This is a genomic window from Streptomyces parvulus (genome assembly GCF_014648855.1).
Taxonomy (GTDB): domain Bacteria; phylum Actinomycetota; class Actinomycetes; order Streptomycetales; family Streptomycetaceae; genus Streptomyces; species Streptomyces parvulus.
Map to the genome: position 1 here is coordinate 389007 of NZ_BMRX01000001.1, position 20180 is coordinate 409186.

18 protein-coding genes and 1 tRNA gene are annotated in these 20180 nt (G+C 73.2%); 9 read left to right on the plus strand and 10 right to left on the minus strand.

Translation table 11 applies throughout. The features are described from left to right. Positions 1–32: 32 nt before the first annotated feature. Positions 33–812: a DUF881 domain-containing protein gene (locus IE108_RS01850; protein ID WP_064728838.1), complete on the minus strand. Its 780-nt coding sequence runs from the start codon at positions 810–812 to the stop codon at positions 33–35. Between the two features lie 150 nt (positions 813–962). Between IE108_RS01850 and crgA the strand changes: the two genes are divergently transcribed. Next, entirely contained in the window at positions 963–1217 is a 255-nt protein-coding gene (gene crgA, locus IE108_RS01855; RefSeq protein WP_003975080.1) for a cell division protein CrgA, read from the plus strand. Positions 1218–1476: 259 nt separating this feature from the next. Here the strand turns inward: crgA and IE108_RS01860 are convergent, their stop codons facing one another. Both IE108_RS01860 and IE108_RS01865 read right to left on the minus strand, forming a co-directional pair. Beyond that, a complete protein-coding gene (locus IE108_RS01860; protein WP_064728837.1) occupies positions 1477–2364 on the minus strand; it encodes a rhomboid family intramembrane serine protease in 888 nt (295 codons plus the stop codon). A 105-nt stretch (positions 2365–2469) separates the two neighbouring features. Beyond that, positions 2470–3003: a peptidylprolyl isomerase gene (locus IE108_RS01865; protein ID WP_064728836.1), complete on the minus strand. Its 534-nt coding sequence runs from the start codon at positions 3001–3003 to the stop codon at positions 2470–2472. A gap of 322 nt (positions 3004–3325) precedes the next feature. Between IE108_RS01865 and IE108_RS01870 the strand changes: the two genes are divergently transcribed. Next, positions 3326–4027, plus strand: a complete 702-nt coding sequence (locus tag IE108_RS01870; RefSeq protein ID WP_064728835.1) for a DUF5324 family protein — start codon at positions 3326–3328, stop codon at positions 4025–4027. Positions 4028–4109: 82 nt separating this feature from the next. Here IE108_RS01870 and IE108_RS01875 read toward each other — a convergent pair whose 3' ends face one another. Continuing rightward, on the minus strand, positions 4110–4886 hold the full coding sequence (locus IE108_RS01875; RefSeq protein WP_064728834.1) for an isoprenyl transferase: 777 nt from the start codon (positions 4884–4886) through the stop codon (positions 4110–4112). A gap of 262 nt (positions 4887–5148) precedes the next feature. After that, entirely contained in the window at positions 5149–6138 is a 990-nt protein-coding gene (locus IE108_RS01880) for an endonuclease/exonuclease/phosphatase family protein (protein ID WP_064731857.1), read from the minus strand. Between the two features lie 266 nt (positions 6139–6404). Here IE108_RS01880 and IE108_RS01885 point away from each other — a divergent pair, with 266 nt between their 5' ends. Together IE108_RS01885 and IE108_RS01890 are read left to right on the plus strand one after the other, a co-directional pair. Continuing rightward, positions 6405–7100 carry a response regulator transcription factor gene (locus IE108_RS01885; protein ID WP_064728833.1) on the plus strand — a complete coding sequence of 232 codons (696 nt, stop codon included), beginning with the start codon at positions 6405–6407 and terminating at the stop codon, positions 7098–7100. Further along, positions 7093–8160 carry a sensor histidine kinase gene (locus tag IE108_RS01890; protein ID WP_189397557.1) on the plus strand — a complete coding sequence of 356 codons (1068 nt, stop codon included), beginning with the start codon at positions 7093–7095 and terminating at the stop codon, positions 8158–8160. Before IE108_RS01885 ends, IE108_RS01890 begins: the two co-directional genes overlap by 8 nt. A 93-nt stretch (positions 8161–8253) precedes the next feature. Here the strand turns inward: IE108_RS01890 and IE108_RS01895 are convergent. Beyond that, positions 8254–8326, minus strand: a tRNA-Ala gene (locus IE108_RS01895). 179 nt (positions 8327–8505) lie between these two features. Here IE108_RS01895 and IE108_RS01900 point away from each other — a divergent pair. Next, positions 8506–9054, plus strand: a complete 549-nt coding sequence (locus IE108_RS01900; protein WP_064728832.1) for a helix-turn-helix domain-containing protein — start codon at positions 8506–8508, stop codon at positions 9052–9054. A 76-nt stretch (positions 9055–9130) separates the two neighbouring features. After that, on the plus strand, positions 9131–10615 hold the full coding sequence (locus IE108_RS01905; RefSeq protein WP_064728831.1) for a serine/threonine-protein kinase: 1485 nt from the start codon (positions 9131–9133) through the stop codon (positions 10613–10615). A gap of 22 nt (positions 10616–10637) precedes the next feature. Here the strand turns inward: IE108_RS01905 and IE108_RS01910 are convergent, their stop codons facing one another. Together IE108_RS01910 and IE108_RS34725 are read right to left on the minus strand one after the other, a co-directional pair. Further along, the gene (locus IE108_RS01910; RefSeq protein ID WP_064728830.1) at positions 10638–11918 is read right to left on the minus strand and encodes a hypothetical protein; all 1281 of its coding nucleotides are present in this window, start codon (positions 11916–11918) and stop codon (positions 10638–10640) included. Between the two features lie 312 nt (positions 11919–12230). Continuing rightward, entirely contained in the window at positions 12231–12359 is a 129-nt protein-coding gene (locus IE108_RS34725) for a DLW-39 family protein (protein WP_003999697.1), read from the minus strand. Between the two features lie 338 nt (positions 12360–12697). Between IE108_RS34725 and IE108_RS01920 the strand changes: the two genes are divergently transcribed. Further along, entirely contained in the window at positions 12698–13069 is a 372-nt protein-coding gene (locus IE108_RS01920; RefSeq protein ID WP_064728829.1) for a DUF6344 domain-containing protein, read from the plus strand. Positions 13070–13293: 224 nt separating this feature from the next. After that, positions 13294–14082, plus strand: a complete 789-nt coding sequence (locus IE108_RS01925; RefSeq protein WP_064728828.1) for a glycosyltransferase family 2 protein — start codon at positions 13294–13296, stop codon at positions 14080–14082. 76 nt (positions 14083–14158) lie between these two features. Here IE108_RS01925 and IE108_RS01930 read toward each other — a convergent pair whose 3' ends face one another. Together IE108_RS01930 and IE108_RS01935 are read right to left on the minus strand one after the other, a co-directional pair. Then, positions 14159–15082 carry an FkbM family methyltransferase gene (locus IE108_RS01930; RefSeq protein ID WP_229851554.1) on the minus strand — a complete coding sequence of 308 codons (924 nt, stop codon included), beginning with the start codon at positions 15080–15082 and terminating at the stop codon, positions 14159–14161. A gap of 26 nt (positions 15083–15108) precedes the next feature. Further along, the gene (locus tag IE108_RS01935) at positions 15109–15303 is read right to left on the minus strand and encodes a ferredoxin (protein WP_064728827.1); all 195 of its coding nucleotides are present in this window, start codon (positions 15301–15303) and stop codon (positions 15109–15111) included. 472 nt (positions 15304–15775) lie between these two features. Here IE108_RS01935 and IE108_RS01940 point away from each other — a divergent pair, with 472 nt between their 5' ends. Next, positions 15776–19825: a WD40 repeat domain-containing protein gene (locus tag IE108_RS01940; protein ID WP_064728826.1), complete on the plus strand. Its 4050-nt coding sequence runs from the start codon at positions 15776–15778 to the stop codon at positions 19823–19825. Positions 19826–20180 lie beyond the last annotated feature (355 nt).

A 20180-nucleotide genomic window follows, 5' to 3' on the forward strand; every position in this document is an offset into this window, starting at 1 on the left:
AGACTAGCGGCGCGGGGCCCTCCGGAACGGCCTCAATCCACAGGCCGGGCATAGTGCAGGTCGGCCGTTCCCGAGTAACCGGGCAGCGTCGCGCGGCCGTCCTCCTCGACCTTCCAGCCGAGCCCGTAGACGTTGACGTACACCATGTAGTTCTGGATCGCCGGGGAGGCCGCCAGCGTCTCCTTGAGCCGCTCGGGATCGCCCACCGCCTGGATCTTGTACGGCGGCGAGTACACCCTGCCCTGCAGGATCAGGGTGTTGCCCACGCAGCGGACCGCGCTCGTGGAGATCAGCCGCTGGTCCATGACCTTGATGCCCTCGGCGCCGCCCTGCCACAGCGCGTTCACCACCGCCTGGAGGTCCTGCTGGTGGATGACGAGGTAGTCCGGCTGCGGCTCCGGGTACCCCGGCAGCTTGGCGGTGGCGTCCGGCGGGGCGTCGTCGAGTGTGACGGAGATCGCCTCGCCGGTCAGCTTCTGCGTGCCCGCCTTCTCCTCCAGCGCGGCCAGCTCGTCGTCCTGGGACTTCGAGCGTCCGTCGTCGCGCTCGGCGAGGGACTCGATGTCGCCCCGCAGGCCGGCGTTCGACTCCTCCCGCCGCCCGTTCTCCAGGCTGCGCTCGTGGATGAGGTCGGACAGCTTGAGCAGCGAGGCGTCCGTGCGGATGTCGGTGCCCTTGGCGGTGTCGAAGCTGATGAAGAAGATGAGTCCCGCGAGGGCGAAGACCGCCGCCGTCAGTACCCGCACGGGCCGGAAACGGCGCCGGCGGGCGGGGCTGGATCCCGTCCCGGGGGAGTCGGCAGAATTGCTCAACGTACCCTTATCTCCTTCGGCGCCACGGAAGGACTACGCTAACGGACGCCCGGGGGAGCGCTCAGAGTCCCCTTGTCCCCCGAACGCCGCTCCCGAGACCGACCCCCGTTCCCTGCGCGGCCACGCAGCGCATCGACAGGAGAGACCCTCGTGCCGAAGTCACGTATCCGCAAGAAGGCCGACTACACGCCGCCGCCGTCGAAGCAGGCGACCAGCATCAAGCTGACCAGCCGCGGCTGGGTGGCGCCGGTCATGCTGGCCATGTTCGTCATCGGCCTCGCCTGGATCGTCGTCTTCTACGTCACCGACGGTTCACTGCCGATCGACTCGCTGGGCAACTGGAACATCGTCGTGGGCTTCGGCTTCATCGCCGCCGGCTTCGGCGTCTCCACGCAGTGGAAGTAGCGCGGCACCAGCTCTGCCCACGGCTATCCGCGGAGTTATCCACAGGTGCTGTCCACACGCTGGGGACAATAGAACGAAGATCTGTGGATAACCCCTAGCACGTTGACGCCGGTGTGACGGACATACTGGCACCCGAAAGCACGTTCGCCCCCTGCCTGACCTGCGAAAACGCTGGCCTCGGACAGGGGGCGCACCTGTTCCCGCACACTGTGCACAAGATCCGCCACCGACTGTGGACAAACGTCCGCCCAGAACCCGCTCAGGTGAGCTGAGCGCTCCTCAACAGGGTCAACCCGACGATGACCACGAGGACGAGCGCACAGGTGCCGTACTGCACGAGCGTCCGGCGCTCGCGCGGGGCGTGGAGCATCGCGAAACCGATCACGCCGCCGGCGACCAGGCCGCCGATGTGCGCCTGCCAGGCGATGTTGGCCCAGGTGAAGGTGAAGACGAGGTTGATCGCGAGCAGGATCACGACCGGCCGCATGTCCGCGTTGAGGCGGCGGACGAGGGCGGCGGTGGCCCCGAAGAGGCCGAAGACCGCACCGGAGGCGCCGAGGGTCGCCGTGGTGGGCGAGGCCAGCAGATAGGTGAGGGCGCTGCCGGCCAGGCCGGAGACGAGGTAGAGCGTGAGGTAGCGGGCTCTGCCGAGGGCCGCTTCGAGGGGTCCGCCGAGGAACCAGAGGCTGATCATGTTGAAGCCGATGTGCCAGATCTCCTCGTGGGTGAACATCGAGGTCACCAGCCGGTACCACTCGCCCTCCGCGACGCCCTCGGTGGGGACGAAGGGGGCGGGGGGCCAGCGCCCGATGAGCACCATGTCGCTGAGGAAGGACGACGGCAGCGCCTGCACGGCGATGAACACCGCGGCGTTGATCCCGATGAGGATCTTGGTGAGGAGATGGGGGTCGGCGGCGATCGTGCCCCCGGCCAGGGTGCGGGGGCGGGACGCGGCGGGTGCCGGGCCGCTGCCCGAGCGGCCCGCGGCGCAGTCGGGGCAGTGGAAGCCGACGGAGGCGTTGACCATGCAGTCCGTGCAGATGGGGCGCTCGCAGCGGGTGCAGCGGATGCCGGTCTCACGGTCCGGGTGGCGATAGCAGCCGGGCAGGCTCTGGGCGTCCGGCGGGCCTGCTGCCGCGTGGTCCATGACTTCCCCTCGGTCGTCCAGCGGGCGGTGTGTGCGCGCGTGCGCCGCCCCGCCCTTTTCTACGGATGGGCGGGGCGTTTGGTTCCTGCCCTGCGCGCGGGTGGATCAGCCCTGCCGGGTCTCGACGACGACGGCCTCGATGACGATGTCGTCGAGGGGGCGATGGGTGCGCGGGTTGGTCTCGACGGCGGCGATGGCGTCCACGACCTTCCGGCCGGCGGGGTCGGTGACCTCGCCGAAGATGGTGTGCTTGCGGTTCAGCCAGGTCGTCGGGGAGACGGTGACGAAGAACTGCGAGCCGTTGGTGCCGGGGCCGGCGTTGGCCATCGCCACCAGGTAGGGCCGGTCGAAGGCGAGGTCGGGGTGGAACTCGTCCGCGAACTGGTAGCCGGGGTCGCCGGTTCCGTTGCCGAGCGGGTCGCCGCCCTGGATCATGAAGCCGCTGAGGACCCGGTGGAAGACCGTGCCGTCGTAGAGCTTGTCGGTGGTCTTCTCGCCGGTGGCGGGGTGGGTCCACTCGCGTTCGCCGCGGGCCAGCTCGACGAAGTTCCGGACCGTTCTGGGAGCGTGGTTCGGGAGCAGCCTGATCTCGATGTCGCCTTGGCTGGTCTTGAGGGTGGCGTAGAGCTGCTCGGCCACGGAGGTGCCTTCCGGTCGTCTGGTGGTGCGGACCGATACTCCCACGCGCGGGGGCGCGTTCGGCGTTCTTGTGCCGGGGGTCCGAGCGTGCGGCGGCGATCCGTGGCATTGTCGGAGGCAGGCTCGTGTTGCCCGGTATTCATCCGTTGTTGAGCTTGATCCGCTCTTGTCCGCCACTTCATCACCACGTGCCCCAGTGGGCTCGAAGACATCGTCAGTGACCCGGATGCCCGCCCTCGCATGCCTGGCTTTGTGTCCCCAGGCATGATCCGTAAAAGGGTGGAAAGTCGAATTACCGTACGCCACCGAGGAGGAGGAACCCGTGACCCGCATCGACAGCGTGCGCGCCGCGACCGGTTCGGCGAAGGACAGCGTGCTGCACGCCGCGGAAGTGGTGGCGCCCTACGCCGACACGGCCAAGGACAGGGCCGCTCACTATGCACAGGAGGCGCGCGTTCGGCTGGCGCCCAAGGTGTCGCAGGCGGCAGACCAGGCTCGCCACCAGTACGGGGCGCATGTCGCGCCGCGGCTGGAGCAGGCTCTGACGCATGTGCCGCCGAAGGTGGACGCCGCCGCGCAGGAAGCGGCCGTCCGCACCCGTCTGGCCGCTCGGCAGGCGGCCGATTTTTCCCGCCCGAAGATCGAGCAGGCGGTGGCCGCGGCCGGTCCCGTGAGGGACGAGGCGACCGCGCGGGGTGCCGCCGCGCTGGCCGCGCTCCGGGGCCAGGTCACGGCCAAGGAGATCCAGAAGCTGACCCGCAAGCACCAGCGGCGCGCGAGGGCCGGCCGGATCGCCAGGGTTCTGGCGGTGGCGGGTCTCGTCGCGGGTGGCGCCTTCGCTGCCTGGAAGTGGTGGGACAAGCAGGCCAACCCGGACTGGCTGGTCGAGCCGCCGGAGGCGACGGAGGTGCCCGAGTCGGGGCGGCTGACGTCCGTGGACGGCACGGGTGAGGCGATTCTCGACCCGGAGGTGCAGGCCAAGCAGGCTCAGGAGGAGGCGGCGGAGGGCGACGAGCCCCGCTGATCTCCTTCGGGACCGCATCGCCGTGGGGCGGAGGACCTTCGGGTCCTCCGCCCCACGGCGATGTTTCACGTGAAACGGCGGCTCAGCGGCCGTAGCGCCGTTCGCGCAGCGAGTACGAGCGCAGCGCGCGCAGGAAGTCGATCTCACGGAAGTCCGGCCAGTAGGTCTCGCAGAAGTGGACTTCGGCGTAGGCGGACTGCCAGAGCAGGAATCCGGAGAGGCGCTGCTCACCGGAGGTGCGGATGATGAGGTCGGACTCGGACCGCGTCTTCGAGTACAGATGCTTGGAGATGTGCTCCATCGTGAACGTCTCGATGAACTGGTCGATGTCGCCGCCCTGGGAGCTGTGCTCGGTCAGTGCCGAGCGGACGGCGTCGACGATCTCGCGCCGGCCGCCGTAGCCCACGGCGACGTCGACCTTGGTGCCGCCCGTGCGGCCCTGGGTGGCGGCGGTGGCCGTCTTGAGGCGGCTGGCGGACTCGCCGGGCAGGAGGTCGAGGGCACCGACCGCCTCCACGGGCCAGGGGTTGCCGGGGGCGGCGAGCCGTTCGACGACTTCGGCGATGATGTCGATCAGCGGGTTGAGCTGGTCCTCGGGCCGGTGCAGATTGTCGTCGGAGAGCATGAAGAGGGTGACGTGCTCGATCTCCGCGGAGTCGCACCAGCGCAGGAAGTCCAGCACCTTGGCCGCGCCGGCCCGGTAGCCCTCCCGCGGGTCGTCTATGCCGGACATCTTGGCCCAGCGGCGGTTGCCGTCGAGCATGATGCCGATGTGCTGAGGGCGTGGGCGTCCCTCCAACTCCCTGACCAGGCGCTTCATATACAGCGCATCGAGAGCCGCCCTTACCTTCGCCCGCATGCTCTGCCCCTTCCGCCTGCCCTGTGGGGTGACGATATCAAGAGCAGACAGCACCGCCCGGGCGCCGAACGGCGCCCGTCCGCGGGCCCGCGTCCCTGCGGCGGTGTGGGCGAGCGGGGTCGTACGGGTGCTCAACTGGGCCTTTCGACGCGGTGGTTGATGATCACGCGGGTCGTGTGGTCATCGCGGGACGGGGCGTGGGAGTGACGCCGGTGAGGAACGTCTCCGCCTCACGGTATCCATATCGGGCGAACCCACCTTTTCACCAGCTGATCGCCGCCGCCACCGGCAGATGGTCGCTGCCGGTGGCCGGCAGGGTCCAGGCGCGGTCCGCCCGTACGCCCGCCGTCAGGATCTGGTCGATCCTGACCACCGGGAAGCGGGCCGGGTAGGTGAACCCGAATCCGGCACCGGCCTGCTCCTGGGCCGAGTCCAGCCGGGTGGTGATGCCGTCGAGGGCGCCGTCGTCCATGGTGGCGTTGAGATCGCCGAGCAGCAGCAGCCGCTCGTCGTCCTCGGCCGCGAGGGCGTCGGCGAGCGCCGCCGCGTTGCGGTCGCGGCTGTCCGTCCAGAAGCCGCCGCGGGGCATGAGGCGCACGGATCCGAGGTGGGCCACGTAGACCGCCAGAGGACCCTGCTCGGTGGTCACGGTGGCGCGCAGGGCGCGGGTGGTGGCGAGCTTGGCGTCGGCCGGTTTGGTGGCGGCCAGCGGTCCGTAGTCCATCAGGGTGTCGACCGGCGCGACACCGGTCAGCGGCAGCGTGCTCCACAGTCCGACCGTCCCCTGCACCGTGTGGTGGGGGTAGGCGTCCGCGAGTTCCCTCTCGTAGACGCCCCTGTCCTGCTCGGTCAGCTCTTCGAGGGCCAGCAGGTCGGCGCCGGAGGCGGCCAGGTCACGGGCGGTGCCGGCGGGATCGGGGTTGGCGGCGCCGACGTTGTGGGTGACCACGGTGAGGTCGCTGCCGCCCCGGCGGGACTTGTCGGCGAGCATGCCACCGAAGAGGCTCGCCCAGGCGACGGACGGCACGAGCAGCGCGACGGTCGCGATCGCGGAGCGCCGCAGCAGCGCGGCGCCGAGCAGGGCGGGTACGCCCAGACCGAGCCACGGCAGGAAAGTCTCCACGAGGCTGCCGAGCCCGCCCCGGTCGGTGATCAGGCCGTGGGCCGGCATGAGCACGCCGAGCAGCACCGCCAGAACGGCGAGCACCCGCCCGCGCCGCCAGGGGCCGGGGCGGGAGAGGGTACGGATCATCCGGCGGACGCGCGAGGCTTCCGCCGGGGTGGCGGTCTCCGCCGAGGTGACGGTCTCCGCCGGGAGCGCGGTGTCTCCCGGGAGCGCGGTGTCCGCCGAGGTGGCGGTGTTGGTCCGGGACGCGGGGTGTCCTCGCTCGCCGTGCGTGCGGCCCGGGGATGCGTCGGCGTCGTAGGTCATGCCCCCAGAGAAGGGGAGGCCGTGTTGCGGCGGCGTATGCGGTTGCGGATACGCCGACGACAGGTGCCGGCTCCTAGCATCGGAGCATGCGAGTGCTGATCGTGGAGGACGAGCCGTACATGGCGGAGGCCATCCGCGACGCCCTGCGGCTGGCGGCGATCGCCGCGGACATCGCGGGGGACGGCGACACCGCTCTGGACCTGCTGCGCGTGAACTCGTACGACATCGCCGTCCTAGACCGCGACATCCCCGGCCCCTCAGGTGACGAGGTCGCGCGGCGCATCGTGGACTCGGGCAGCGGGATGCCGATCCTCATGCTCACCGCGGCCGCACGGCTGGACGACAAGGCCTCGGGGTTCGAGCTGGGCGCCGACGACTACCTCACCAAGCCGTTCGAGCTGCGGGAGCTGGTACTGCGGCTCCGGGCGCTCGACCGGCGGCGCGCGCACAGCCGTCCTCCGGTGCGGGAGCTGGCGGGCCTGCGGGTCGACCCGTTCCGCAGGGAGGTCTACCGGGACGGCCGCTTCGTCGCGCTCACCAGGAAGCAGTTCGCGGTGCTCGACGTGCTCGTCGCCGCCGAGGGCGGGGTCGTCAGCGCCGAGGAGCTGCTGGAACGCGCGTGGGACGAGCACGCGGACCCGTTCACCAACGCCGTGCGGATCACGGTCTCGGCGCTGCGCAAGCGGCTCGGCCGCCCCTGGATCATCGCCACCGTGGCCGGCGTCGGCTACCGCATCGACGTGCCGCCGGCCGCCGGGGGCGAGGGCGCGGACCGTGGATAGGGAGCGTGGGCCGAGCGTCCGCCTCAAGCTCACGCTCAGCTACACCGGCTTCCTGATGCTGGCCGGAGCCCTGATGCTGGCGGCGGGATGGCTGTTCCTGACGAGGGTGCCGCACATCGGGCTCCTCTTCCTGCCCGAGTACCAGCTCTCGGTGGCGCGCGACTTCGCGCCGGTGGCGGCGGTGACGATGCTGTTCCTGCTGGTCTTCGGGCTCGGGGGAGGGTGGTTCCTCGCCGGGCGCGTCCTCGCCCCGCTGAACCGCATCACCGAGGCGACCCGCACGGCGGCGGGCGGGTCGCTGTCCCACCGGATCCGGCTGCCGGGCCGCCAGGACGAGTTCCGGGAACTGGCCGACGCCTTCGACACCATGCTGGGGCGGCTGGAGGCGCACGTGGCCGAGCAGCGGCGGTTCGCGGCCAACGCCTCGCACGAGCTGCGCACCCCGCTGGCGATCTCGAAGTCGCTCCTCGACGTGGCCCGCGCCGACCCGGACCACGACACCGGTGAACTCGTGGAGCGCCTCAGCACCGTCAACACCCGGGCGATCGACCTGACCGAGGCGCTGCTCCTGCTCAGCCGCGCCGAGCAGCGTTCCTTCGTCCGGGAGCGCGTCGACCTGTCGCTGCTGGCGGAGGAGGCCACCGAAACGCTCCTGCCGCTCGCCGAGGGGCGCGGCGTCACCATCGAGACCGGCGGCGACCTCGCGCCCACGACCGGGTCGCCGTCGCTCCTGCTGCATCTGACGATGAACCTGGTGCACAACGCGGTCGTCCACAACCTGCCGGAAGGGGGCGAGGTCCGGGTCACGACCCTCGCCGGCCCCGCCGGAGTGACGCTCACCGTGGAGAACACCGGCGAGCGGGTCGGCGCCGAGCTGGCCGCGACGCTCACCGAGCCGTTCCGGCGCGGCACCGAGCGCGTCCACACCGATCACGCGGGCGTCGGTCTCGGTCTGGCCATCGCCCGGACCATCACCGAGGCCCACGACGGCACCCTCACCCCGGTCCCGCGGCCCACGGGCGGGCTCCGGGTCACGGTGGAGCTGCCGACGGCGCGATGAACCCGCCCCCAGGCTGGTGGGAGCCGGTCGGCCCACGGCACGGAGAAAGCCCCTCCGAACCGCGTTTCCGCAGCTCGGAGGGGCTTTTCGAAGTGGAGCCTAGGGGAGTCGAACCCCTGACATCTGCCATGCAAAGACAGCGCTCTACCAACTGAGCTAAGGCCCCTCGGGCGGTGTCGTCGGCCGGATGGTGCCTGCCGTCGGTCGCCGCGGACCAGAGTACCGGGTCGCCCCCCGTATCTCACAAATGATTGGGGCTCCCCCGGAACGACCACGCTCCGTAAGATGCTCGGCGTGGTTCGCTGGAGCGAACTGCGGTTCTTGGGGAAGCGATGGGGAGACGCAATGGACGCCGCACAGCAGGAAGCGACCGCGAGAGCGCGGGAACTGCAGCGGAACTGGTACGGGGAGCCTTTGGGGGCGCTCTTCCGTAGGCTCATCGACGATCTTGGTCTCAACCAGGCTCGTCTCGCGGGAGTGCTGGGGCTGTCCGCGCCGATGCTGTCGCAGCTGATGAGCGGTCAGCGGGCGAAGATCGGCAATCCCGCGGTGGTCCAGCGGGTGCAGCTGCTGCAGGACCTGGCGGGGCAGGTCGCGGACGGCAGTGTGAGCGCGGCCGAGGCGACGGAGCGCATGGACGAGATCAAGAAGTCCCAGGGGGGTTCGGTGCTCAGCAACACCACGCAGACGACGAGCAGTTCGGGTGCGCCCACGGTCAAGCGGGTGGTGCGCGAGATCCAGTCGCTGCTGCGCTCGGTGGCGGCCGCCGGGGACATCATCGACGCGGCCGACGCCCTCTCCTCCTCCCACCCGGAACTGGCGGAGTTCCTGCGGGTGTACGGGGCGGGCCGCACCTCGGACGCGGTCGCGCACTACCAGTCCCACCAGAACTGATCCCGGGGTCCGGCCGCCGCGGGGGGAGTCGCGGCCGGGCCCGGGAGTGGCGCGAGGGGAGGAGCGACACACAGCCATGGGTGAGGTCTTCGCCGGACGGTACGAGCTGGTCGACCCGATCGGCCGCGGCGGGGTCGGTGCCGTCTGGCGTGCCTGGGACCACCGCCGCCGACGGTATGTGGCCGCAAAGGTGCTCCAGCAGCGGGACGCGCACTCGCTGCTGCGGTTCGTCCGCGAGCAGGCGCTGCGCATCGACCATCCCCATGTGCTCGCGCCCGCGAGCTGGGCGGCCGACGACGACCAGGTGCTGTTCACCATGGACCTGGTCACCGGCGGCTCGCTGGTCCACCTGATCGGGGACTACGGCCCGCTGCCGCCCGCCTTCGTGTGCACACTCCTCGACCAGCTCCTCGCGGGCCTCGCGGCGGTGCACGCCGAGGACGTGGTCCACCGCGACATCAAGCCGGCCAACCTGCTGCTGGAGGCCACCGGCACGGGCCGGCCGCGGCTCAGGCTCTCCGACTTCGGCATCGCGATGCGGCTGGGCGAACCCCGGCTGACCGAGACCAACCTCGTGGTGGGAACGCCCGGTTACCTCGCGCCGGAGCAGATGATGGGCGCGGAACCGGACTTCGCCGCGGACCTGTTCGCGGTGGGGCTGGTCGCCCTGTACCTGCTCGAAGGGGCCAAGCCGGACGCCAAGGCGCTGGTGCAGCACTTCGCGGAGCACGGGACGCCGGCCGCGCCGCAGGGGATACCGGAGCCGCTGTGGCAGGTCGTCGCGACGCTGGTGCAGCCGGATCCGCCCGCCAGGTTCCGTACGGCGACGGGGGCGCGCAAGGCGCTGGCCGCGGCGGCGGAGCTGCTGCCGGAGCCCGGTCCCGACGACGAGCTGATCGAGATCTTCGACCAGGTCGGCCCGCTGCCCGCCGGCTTCGCCCCCGACGGCCCGCTGAAACGCGCGTCCGGCCTCGACGACGCCCCGCCCAAGGACCCGGCGACGGACCCGCCCACCGACCCGCGCCGCCCGTCCGCCCCGCCGACGCCCGCGTTCCCCACGCCGACGGCCTCGTCCCCTACCCCTACGCCTTCGTCCCCGGCGCCCTCGCCGGATTCAACACCCCTGTCTCATTCGGCACATCCGTCGCATTCGACACCCCCATCGCCGCCCACGCCGCCGGAGGCCCCGGCAGCCCCAGGGCCACCGTCCGCCATGTCGGAGACCGGCAGCTTCCACCTGCCGCCCCCGCAGCCGACCGTCACCTCCCCCGTGCCGGACGGCGCCCCGGCCCCCGTCCCGCACCCGGGCCAGTACCCGCCCGAGTACCCGCCGCCGTACGTCCCGCCGCTGCCCGCGCAGACCCTCGCCCCGCCCCCGCTCGGGTCCCCCGCCGACGCCCCCACCGCCTCCTACACCGTCCGCAGCCCCCAGGCCCCGGCGCAGCACCGGGCGACGCGTCGGCGGCGGCGCCCCGGCCCCCCGGCGGGAGTGGCGGTCCCGCTGCTGATCCTGGCGCTGGCCTGCTACGCGGTGGGGTTCTGGGCGCTGACCCGCATCTGAGCGGGGTCACTTCACCGCGGCCTCACCGCGCCCTGCGCCGGGCCGCCGCCGTCCACACGGTCAAACCCGCCAGCAGCAGGCTGCCGGTGCCGATGCCGCCCACCGCGACCGCCTTCATGGCGAGGTCCCCGTCCCCGCCGCCGTTCTCCGGCGCCGCCGCCCGGTCCTGCGCCGAGACCTCGAAGACGCCCGCCGGCCGCGGCTCCCCCGCGTATCCGGGCCCCCCGTCCGCGGAACCCCGGAGTCCGACGCGCAGCGTCAGCCCGAAGGGTCCCGCGCCGAAGTCCTCGGCCACCTGCGCCGCAAGGTGCACGACGAGGTAGTAGTCCCCGGCGAAGCGCATCGCGCCGACCTGTCCGCTGGTGGCGTACCGGTTCGTGTAGGCCACCGGCGGGAGGGGAGCGAGGCCGACGGTGGCGGGGCGGCCGGTGTACCCCTTGGCCGCGTCGTCCACCTCGCCGCGCACCGGGTTGTGCAGCGCCAGGCGCAGGGCACCCGTGGCGTAGCCGGAGGCCTCGTCGGCGCCGTCGAGTTCGGCGGTCGCGTGGATGCGGCGGCCCCAGTCCACCGGCACCTTGTAGTAAAGGGTCTGGCCGGGCCGGATGCCGGTGGACCAGACTCCCTGTCCGAGGGGCGTGGCGTGGGCGAAGCCGCTGCCGCCCGCGCGGGGCCGCGGCTCGCCGGGGACGGCCTCGGGCGAGGCGGAGTCCCAGGCGTCGGGTGCCTCGGTCGGCTCCGTACCGGCCGGGCGGGGTTCGGTGGCGACGGTGAGTTCCAGGTCCCAGTCCTCCGGCGGGGAGTCCTGGGGCCTGACCCGCTCGACCGCGACGTAGTAGGTGCCGGCCTCCTGGCAGCGGGTGGCGCCGGCTCCGATCTCCCGGCCGGCCCACGCGGTGACCGGGCGGGGACTGCGGGCCGCGCCGAACGTCGCGCTGTCGGAGCCGCACGAACCGCCGTCGGCGTCCAGCACGGAGACCCGGACGCCGTCGACGGCGGTGACCTCGCCGGAGCCGGGTACGGCGGTCACCGAGACGTAGGCGTCGGAGGCGGCGTCGAGGTCGAGGCGGTAGTGGAGGGTGCCGTTCCGCGGCAGCGAGCCGCGGTAGGTGGCGCCGGCCTCCAGGAGCCCGGCGTCCGAGGTGCCCCCGGTCCCCGCGACGCGCCGGGCGCCGTCGGCGAAGGCGTACCCCGGGGTATCCCCGGCCGCGCGGGCGGGGGCGGCGCCGGGCAGGACGACGGCGGAGGGAAGGGCGAGGGCGACGGCCAGTACGCCGGTGAGGACGGCCGGCCGCCGCAGACGCACCCCCCGGGTCCCGCTCCCCGACGCCCCCGACGATCCCGGCGAATCGTTCCGCCGTCCGGGCACCGACCCGGGCATCGCCCCCGCCCCAGGCCGCCGCGCGCGTCCGGACCCGGCACATCGCCAAGCCGTACACCACCGTCCCATGCCCCGCCACCCCTCACGCTCGCCGGCATCCCGCCGCCCGCCCCGAACGACCGCGCCCCATCCTGCCGCGCACTCCGCGCCGCCGCGCCCCCGCGCGGGGATCCGGGCAACAGAAAACCCCGACCGTAGGACGGCCGGGGTCTACCGGGGACCGGATGTCGGTCGTACTCAGGAACCCGTGGGCACGGAGTCGGTCGCCTCCGTCCACAGATCCTGCTCGGCGCGATCCGCCTGGATCTGGCGGTACACGAGGAGCCCGCCGATGGCGGCCAGTGCGACCAGGAGAAGCTTCTTCACCGCGCGACCTCGTCTTTCCTTGACGTAGGGGACCTCTGGCGCCCGACTATACACACCGGCCGATACCGATCGGTGACCTGCGTCGGCGGCCAACTGCCGTGCGCCCAAGCCCTCCAGAACCGGACGAACCTGTTCTGATCGGAGGGTGATCACACCCCTGCACACGGTGACTTTCGCCCGCTCCTCCCCCGTATTGGCAGCTTTTCGACCCTCTTGCGGCCATTCGGGTTGTGTTCATCTGAACATCGACGCGCCACGGTGCCAGGTCCACCACTTCGCGAGCCGCATACACATCATGAGGAAAGTACGCAAATCGCCCAACCCGAAAGTGAGGGGTTATGGCCCGGAACAAGGTCATGACGCTGTGGACCACCATCGTCACCGCCTTCCTCGCGCTGTGCACGGCGCTCGGACTCATCACGACGACGGCCGCCGCGGCCGTGCCGCAGACCGGAACGCACAGCAAGAGCGAGAGCGCCTCCCCCGAGGCGGCGCCCGCGACGGCGGTCCCCTGGTCCTGGTCCCGGACCGGCTCCCTGCCCCCCACGATGAAGCAGCGCATCCGCGCCGAGGCCCACGGGTCGGCCCCCAGCTGCCGGCACCGCCCGCTGAGTGACGCGACCGCCACGGCCACCACGACGGCCACCGGCCTCCAGTGCGACGACACCGCCGAGGCACCGGCCCAGCACAGCGCCCCGCTCCAGCGCTGAGCGGACCGAGGCGGCACCCGGTCCCGCACCGCGCCCGCCCCGCCCGACCCGACAGACGGCGATCTGCGTACCGCACCACACGCGAGAAACGGCCCGGCCGCTCGACAGAGCAGCCGGGCCGCCGCCGTGTGCGGCGCCTCCCCGCTCGCCACCCCCGCCCAAGGGCGCCCGCGCACGCGTCATAGCCTGTACGGCACTCCCGCGGAAAGGTGGTGGGTGCCCCCGTGCACCGGCGCATCGTCATCGTCACGGCCGTCCACGGCCCCTCGGCGCGCTACCTGCCCGAGGCCCACGCATCCCTGTCCGCCCAGGAGTTGCCCGACGGATGGGACTGGCGCTGGGTGATCCAAGAGGACGGCAGGACGCACGCCGTCCGCCCGCACGTGCCCGACGACCCGCGCGTCGTCTTCCGCCAGGGCCGCCACGACCGGCAGGCGGGCCCCGGCGTGGCCCGCACCATGGCCCTGTCCCACGCGGACGGCGAGTACGTGAAGGTCCTGGACGCCGACGACCGGCTCGCGCCCGGCACCCTGGCCCGGGACCTGGCCGCCCTGGAGGCCGATCCGGGGCTCGGCTGGGCGACCTCACGCGCCCTGGACCTGCTGCCCGACGGCTCCACGGCCGGCTTCCCGGGCGATCCCGCGCACGGGCCCATCGAGCGCGGCGCTGTCCTCGACTTCTGGCGGGCCAACGGCTACCGCTCCCAGGTCCACCCGGCGACGCTCCTCGTACGGCGCGACCTGCTGCTCGCCCTCGGCGGCTGGATGGCCCTCCCCGCCTCCGAGGACACCGGCCTGCTGCTGGCCCTCAACTGCGTGAGCCGCGGGTGGTTCAGCGGGGAGGTGGGCCTGCTGTACCGCAAGTGGGAGGGGCAGGTCACCGGCCAGGCGTCCCACGTGGACCCGGTCGAGCGGGAGGCCCGCATGGCGGTCGTGGAGGCCAGGGCGAGGGCGCTCGCGTCCTTCGGCTGGCACCCGCCGGACGGCTCCGCCGACGCGCACCCGCGCGCGTGACGGCCGACGGTCGTCCCTCGGTCAACGCCACCCGCCCCTCCGCCACTTGCGGCCACCGAACGGCACCGCGAGCGGCTCAGGGCAGCGTCTCCGCGTCCACCCGCGAGAAGACCAGGTCGCTCTCCCCGGCCACGGGCCCGCGCAGGCGGACCGGCACGCCGAGCTCTCCGCGCAGCGCCTCGGGGTAGCTGCCGGGGGCGTAGTCGTTGGCGAGGCGGTAGACGTGGAATCCGGCGTTCCGCATCACCGCCAGCAGGTCCTCGACCGAGTCGCCCAGCCGGGCCAGGCGTTCCGGCGTGACCTCGACGCAGATCTCCGCGTCCGGCCGCAGGTCGCCCAGGACCGGGGCCAGGCCGCGCACCACGCCGCCCTCCGCGCCCTCAACGTCGATCTTGATCACGCGGGCGGCGGCCAGCTCCGCCGGTTCGAGGAGGTCCGGCAGCGGGAGGGCCTCGGTCTCGAAGCTGGACTCCGCGGGGCCGTCGTACGGGACGATGCTGTTCGCGCCGGTGTTCCGCGAGCTGGCCAGGACGAAGGTCAGGGACCGGCGGCGGTCGGAGACGGCCGCGTTGAGCGCGCGGACGTTGCGCAGGCCGTTGAGACGCGTGTGCTCCACCAGGCGCCGGTGGAGATCGGGGGAGGCCTCGACGGCGACCACCCGGCCCTCGGCGCCGACGAGCCGGCCCGCGAGCACGCTGAAGACCCCGATGTTGGCCCCGACGTCCACGAAACCGTCCCCCGGGCGCAGCCGGCGCCGCAGCCACGCCGTCAGGTGCGGCTCCCAGGTGCCGAACATGTACAGGTAACGCTGGATGAGGTCGCGCGTGTCCACGGCGAACAGGTCGCCGGAGCGCACCCGCACGACCCTGCGGCGGGGGTGGTCCCGCAGCCGGGCGTTCAGCCAGCCGGCGGTGAGGGCCGGCTTCCCGAGCGTGCCGGGCGCGTGGCGGACGTACCGGGCGGCGAGGGTGACCAGGGCCTCGGGCAGCACTGCGGGCACGGTGCCGCCCGCGTCCCCCCGGATGCTCAGTCCTCGCCCGAGAGCGTGATCGCGGCGGAGGGGCACCCCTCGACCGCCTCCCGCACCCGGTCCACGTCGACGGCGTACTCCCGCCCGGGTATCACGGCGCCCAGACCGTCGACCTTGGTGAAGACGGACGGGGCCCGGTGGACGCAGTCGCCGGACCCGTAGCACTGCTCGGGGTCGACGGAGATCCTCATGGCGCGCTCCAGCGGCGGTCGGCTGCGGAAACCTTCACGACGTGCCTGCCCACCCGGCGGTGCGCCGAATCCGTCCCGGGCGAAACCGAATCGGCGGGTACGCGCGGAGGCGGACGGGTACGCGTCGAACCGGACGACACACGCACCGGCATGGTTTGGCACCGGTCCCTCCCCTCGTGGGGACCGGAGCCGAACCATGCCGGCCGTGTACCGCGTGTGGTGCCGGAGCGGGTCGGGAAGGGCTGGGCCACCGAAAGCTGACCGAGAACGTGCGGCCTGACGGGGTGGCTCCGCGAACGCCGGGCCGTTGACCTGTCCGGGTGCCTCGCGGCCGACTCGCCACTGCGACGGGATCCTGCCATCCGCGGTCCCCGGCGGGGAGGTTCCGGACCCTCGGGAACGGGGTAGCCGCAGGTCAGGCATATAGAGTGAGTTTTCCGGTCCGGACGTCCAAGTGCGGGAGAAGTAAGGAGTGGAGGCCTTGAGTTTCGACTCAGGGGCGCGCACGGCCTTCGCGGAACGCCTCGCTCTGCTCTACCGGGAGGCGGGCAACCCCCCTCTGAAGCGCGTGTCCGAGGCCGTCGTCCGGCTCCAGCGGGTGGACGAACGGGGCCGCCCCGTACGGGTGTCCGCGCAGCGGATCAGCGACTGGCGGCGGGCCAAGAACGTACCCGCCCAATTCCCCGCCCTCGCGGCCGTCCTGCACGTCCTCGTCCCGCTGGCCCGGCGCGCCCGCCCGGTACCGGTCTCCGCGGGGCTGTACGACCTGGGCCAGTGGCAGCGCCTGTGGGAGCGGGCGGTGGCCGACCCGACCGGCGAACGCCCCGCGCCCTCCGCCGCGGAGGAGGAGCAGCCCGCCGCCGACACCCAGGCCGCCGGCGGCGTCTGCCCGTACCGGGGGCTGGCCGCCTACCGCCGGGAGGACGCCGACTGGTTCTTCGGGCGCGAGCGGAGCACGGCGGCCCTCGTCGCCCAGCTCCGGGCGGCCGAGGAGACCGGCGGCCTGGTGATGCTCGTGGGCGCCTCCGGGGCGGGGAAGTCCTCGCTCCTGAACGCCGGACTCGTGCCCGCCCTTCGGGGTGGCGACGGAACGGAGGGCGGCACGGACCCGCCCAAGGAGCCCAGGGAGCCGAGAGAGCCGACCGAGCGGAGGCAGGTCCTCCAGCTCGTGCCGGGCGTCGACCCGCTCGGGGAACTGGCCCGCCGCATACCCCAGCTGGAGCCCGTCGTACGCGCCGTGCGCGGGACCGGGACGCCGGGCGTGGCCGGCACCGAGGACGCGGTCAGGGCGGCCTTCGCGGCCTGGGCGGCGCCGGACGGGGAGGCACGGGCACCGTCCGCGCGGCCGGTCGTCATCGTGGACCAGTTCGAGGAGACCTTCACCCTCTGCCCGGACGAGTCCGAGCGGCGTGCGTTCATCGCCCTGCTCCAGGCCGCCTGCGTGCCGGGCGGCCCCGGGCAGGCGGCGCCGGTCCTCGTGGCGCTGGGCATCCGCGCCGACTTCTACGAGCAGTGCCTGCGCCACCCCGAGCTGGCGGACGCCCTCCAGCACCGGCACATGGTGCTCGGGCCGCTGACCACCGCCGAACTGCGCGAGGCGGTGACCGCCCCCGCCAAGGCCGTCGGCATGGAACTCGAGGCGGGGCTCGCCGAGCTGATCATCCGTGAGGTCAGCACCGACGGCCCGCACGGGACCCATGACGCGGGCGTGCTGCCGCTCCTCTCGCACGCCCTGCTCGCCACCTGGCAGCGGCGCAAGGCGGGCCGGCTGACGCTCGCCGGGTACCGCGCGGCAGGCGGCATCCAGGGCGCCGTGGCCGGCACCGCCGAACGGGCCTGGTCGGGCCTGGACCCGGCGGCCCGCACGGCGGCGCGGCTGCTGCTGCTCCGGCTGGTCCGGCTGGGCGAGGACACCCAGGCGACCCGCAGACGCAGCACGCGGCGGCGGCTGGCGCAGGAAGCCAGGGATCCCGGCAAGACCGAGGAGTCCCTGGAGGCGCTGGTACGGGCCCGGCTGGTGACCCTCGACGCCGAGACCGTGGAGATCACCCACGAGGCGCTGCTGCACGCCTGGCCGCGGCTGCGCGACTGGATCGACGAGGACCGCACCGGCAACCTGCTGCGCCAGCGGCTGGAGGAGGACGGCCGGGCCTGGGAGGAGTCCGACCGCGACACCGCTCTGCTCTACCGGGGCTCCCGGCTGGAACAGGCCCGCGGCTGGGCGGACTCCGCCGGGGGCACCTTCCTGACCCGCAGCGCGGTGGACTTCCTCGCCGCCGCGGGCCGACTGCGCCGGCGCACCGTCGTGATCCGGCGCGCCGCGGTGTCGGCGCTGGTCGTGCTCGCCCTGGTGGCAGTCGGATCGGCGGTCATCGCCTGGCAGCAGCGCAACGACGCGGTCTTCGAGCAGGTCGTCGCCGAGGCCGACCGCGTGGAGGACACGGACCCGTCGCTGTCCGCCCAGCTCGACCTGGCGGCGCACCGCCTGCGGCCGGACGACGAGAACGTCCGCAACCGGCTGATATCCATCGTGAACGCGCCGCTGGCCACGCCGCTCCTCGGCCACACCGGCGCCGTCTACCTGACCTCGTTCAGCCCCGACGGCCACACCCTGGCGACGGCCAGCTACGACCGGAGCGTCCGGCTGTGGGACGTGTCCGACCCGGCCCGCCCCGAGCCGCTCGGCAAGCCGCTCACCGGCCACGACAGCTGGGTGAGCACCGCCGTGTTCAGCCCGGACGGCCGCACCCTGGCCAGCGCCTCCGACGACGGCACGATCCGGCTGTGGGACGTACGGGACCCGGCCCACCCGCGTCCGCTCGGCGCGCCCCTGTCCGGCCGCGGCGGCACCGTCTACCTGCTCGCCTTCACGCCGGACGGCCGCACCCTCGCCTCCGCCCACGACGACCACGCCGTCCGGCTGTGGGACGTCGCCGACCGGAGCCGGCCGCGGGCCCTGGACACCCTCACCGGGTCGGGCGCGGCGGTGCGCTCCGTGGCGTTCAGCCCGGACGGGCGCACGCTGGCCGCCGGCGGCGACGACAACGCGGTCCGCCTGTGGGACGTGGCCGACCGCGGCCGGCCCCGGGCCCTGGCCCCCCTGACCGGGCACGGCGCCCTGATCCACTCCGTGGCCTTCAGCCCCGACGGGGACACCCTCGCCAGCGGCAGCGCGGACGACACCGTGCGGCTGTGGGACGTGAGCGACCCGGCCCGCGCGAGATCCCAGGGCGCCCCGCTCACCGGCCACACCGGGCCCGTCTGGTCGGTCGCCTTCAGCCCCGACGGGGACACCCTCGCCGCGAGCAGCGCGGACTCCACGGCGAGCCTGTGGAACGTGAGCGACCCGGCCTACCCGTCGCAGGTGGGGATGCCCCTGGCCGGGAGCAGCGGGGAGATGTACGCGCTCGGCTTCAGCCCCGACGGACGCACCCTCGCCACCGGCAGCGGGGACAGCAAGGTGCGCCTGTGGTCGCTGCCGACGTCGGACATGATCGGCCGGACCGGTGCCTTCCGCCGGGACGGGGAGGTCATGGCCACCGCGGCCCGCGACGGCCGGGTCCGGCTGTGGAACGTGTCCGACCCCGCCCGGCCGGTCGCCCTCGCCGAGCCGTTCCGACCCGGCCGGGGCGACATACGGTCGCTGGTCTTCTCCCGGGACGGCGACACCCTGGCGGTGCTCTGCTCGGACACGGTCCACCTCTGGAACGTCGCGGACCCGGCCCGGCCCACCGCCCACGGGCCGCCGGTACCGCTGCGCACCCGGTACGCGGGCCCCGGCTCGCTCGCGTTCAGCGCCGACGGCCACACGCTGGCGACGGCCTACGAGGACCGCACCGTCCAGCTGTGGAACACCTCGGACCCCGCCCACCCGCGCCGGCTGGGCAACCCGCTCACCGGCCACCGGGGGTACGTCAACACGCTCGCCTTCAGCCCCGACGGGCGCACCCTCGCCAGCGGCAGCGCCGACGACACCGTGCGGCTCTGGGACGTGAGCGACCCCGCGCACGCCGTCCCCCGCGGCAGGCCCCGCACCGGCCACCTCGGGCCCGTCAACGCCCTCGCCTACAGTCCCGACGGGCGCACCCTGGCCAGCGGCAGCGACGACGGCACGGTCCGCCTCTGGGCCGTCTCCGGCTCCGGGGAGCAGGAGCGGCCGGAGGCCACGCTCGCCGGCCACACCGACTCGGTGATGTCGGTGACGTTCAGCCAGGGCGGCGAGACGCTGGCCAGCGGCGCCAACGACAACACGGTCCGCCTCTGGAACGTGACGAACCCCGCCGAGGCCGCCCCCATCGGCCAGTCCATGAGCCCCAACGCCAAGACGGGCAGCTTCCTCGCCTTCAGCCCCGTGCGCCACATGATGGGGGTGTCCAGCGGAACGGACACCGTCCGGCTCTGGAACCTCGGTGTGGACGACGCCATCGACCGCATCTGCTCGGCCACCCGCGGCGTGCTGACCGAGGAGAAGTGGCGCGAGTACCTGTCCCGCCTGGACTACGAACCCCCGTGCGGCCACTGACCAAGTGACTCCGGTCACACCCCGATCCCGGACCGACCGGTCGGCACTCACGGCTCGCCCACCCTTGTTAGCCTGACCCCGGCCCGGCCGCCGGCGCATCCCCCGTCGCCGGCGACCGGGCCTCCTCACGGTCCACCAGCCCCGGCACGCCGAGGTCCTGGAAGACCCGCTCATCGGCTGACGTGCCCCCTGGAAGGGCGGCGGCGCAACCTGCCGCGCACCCACATCACGCTGAGAGCCACAGCGGCGACCGCGGACAGAAGGATCGCCCCGAGAACCGCTGTCACCCCGGCTGAGATCACGAAGATCGCCCACCACGGCGGATCGCCTTCCACAGTCCTCCTCAGCGAAGCGT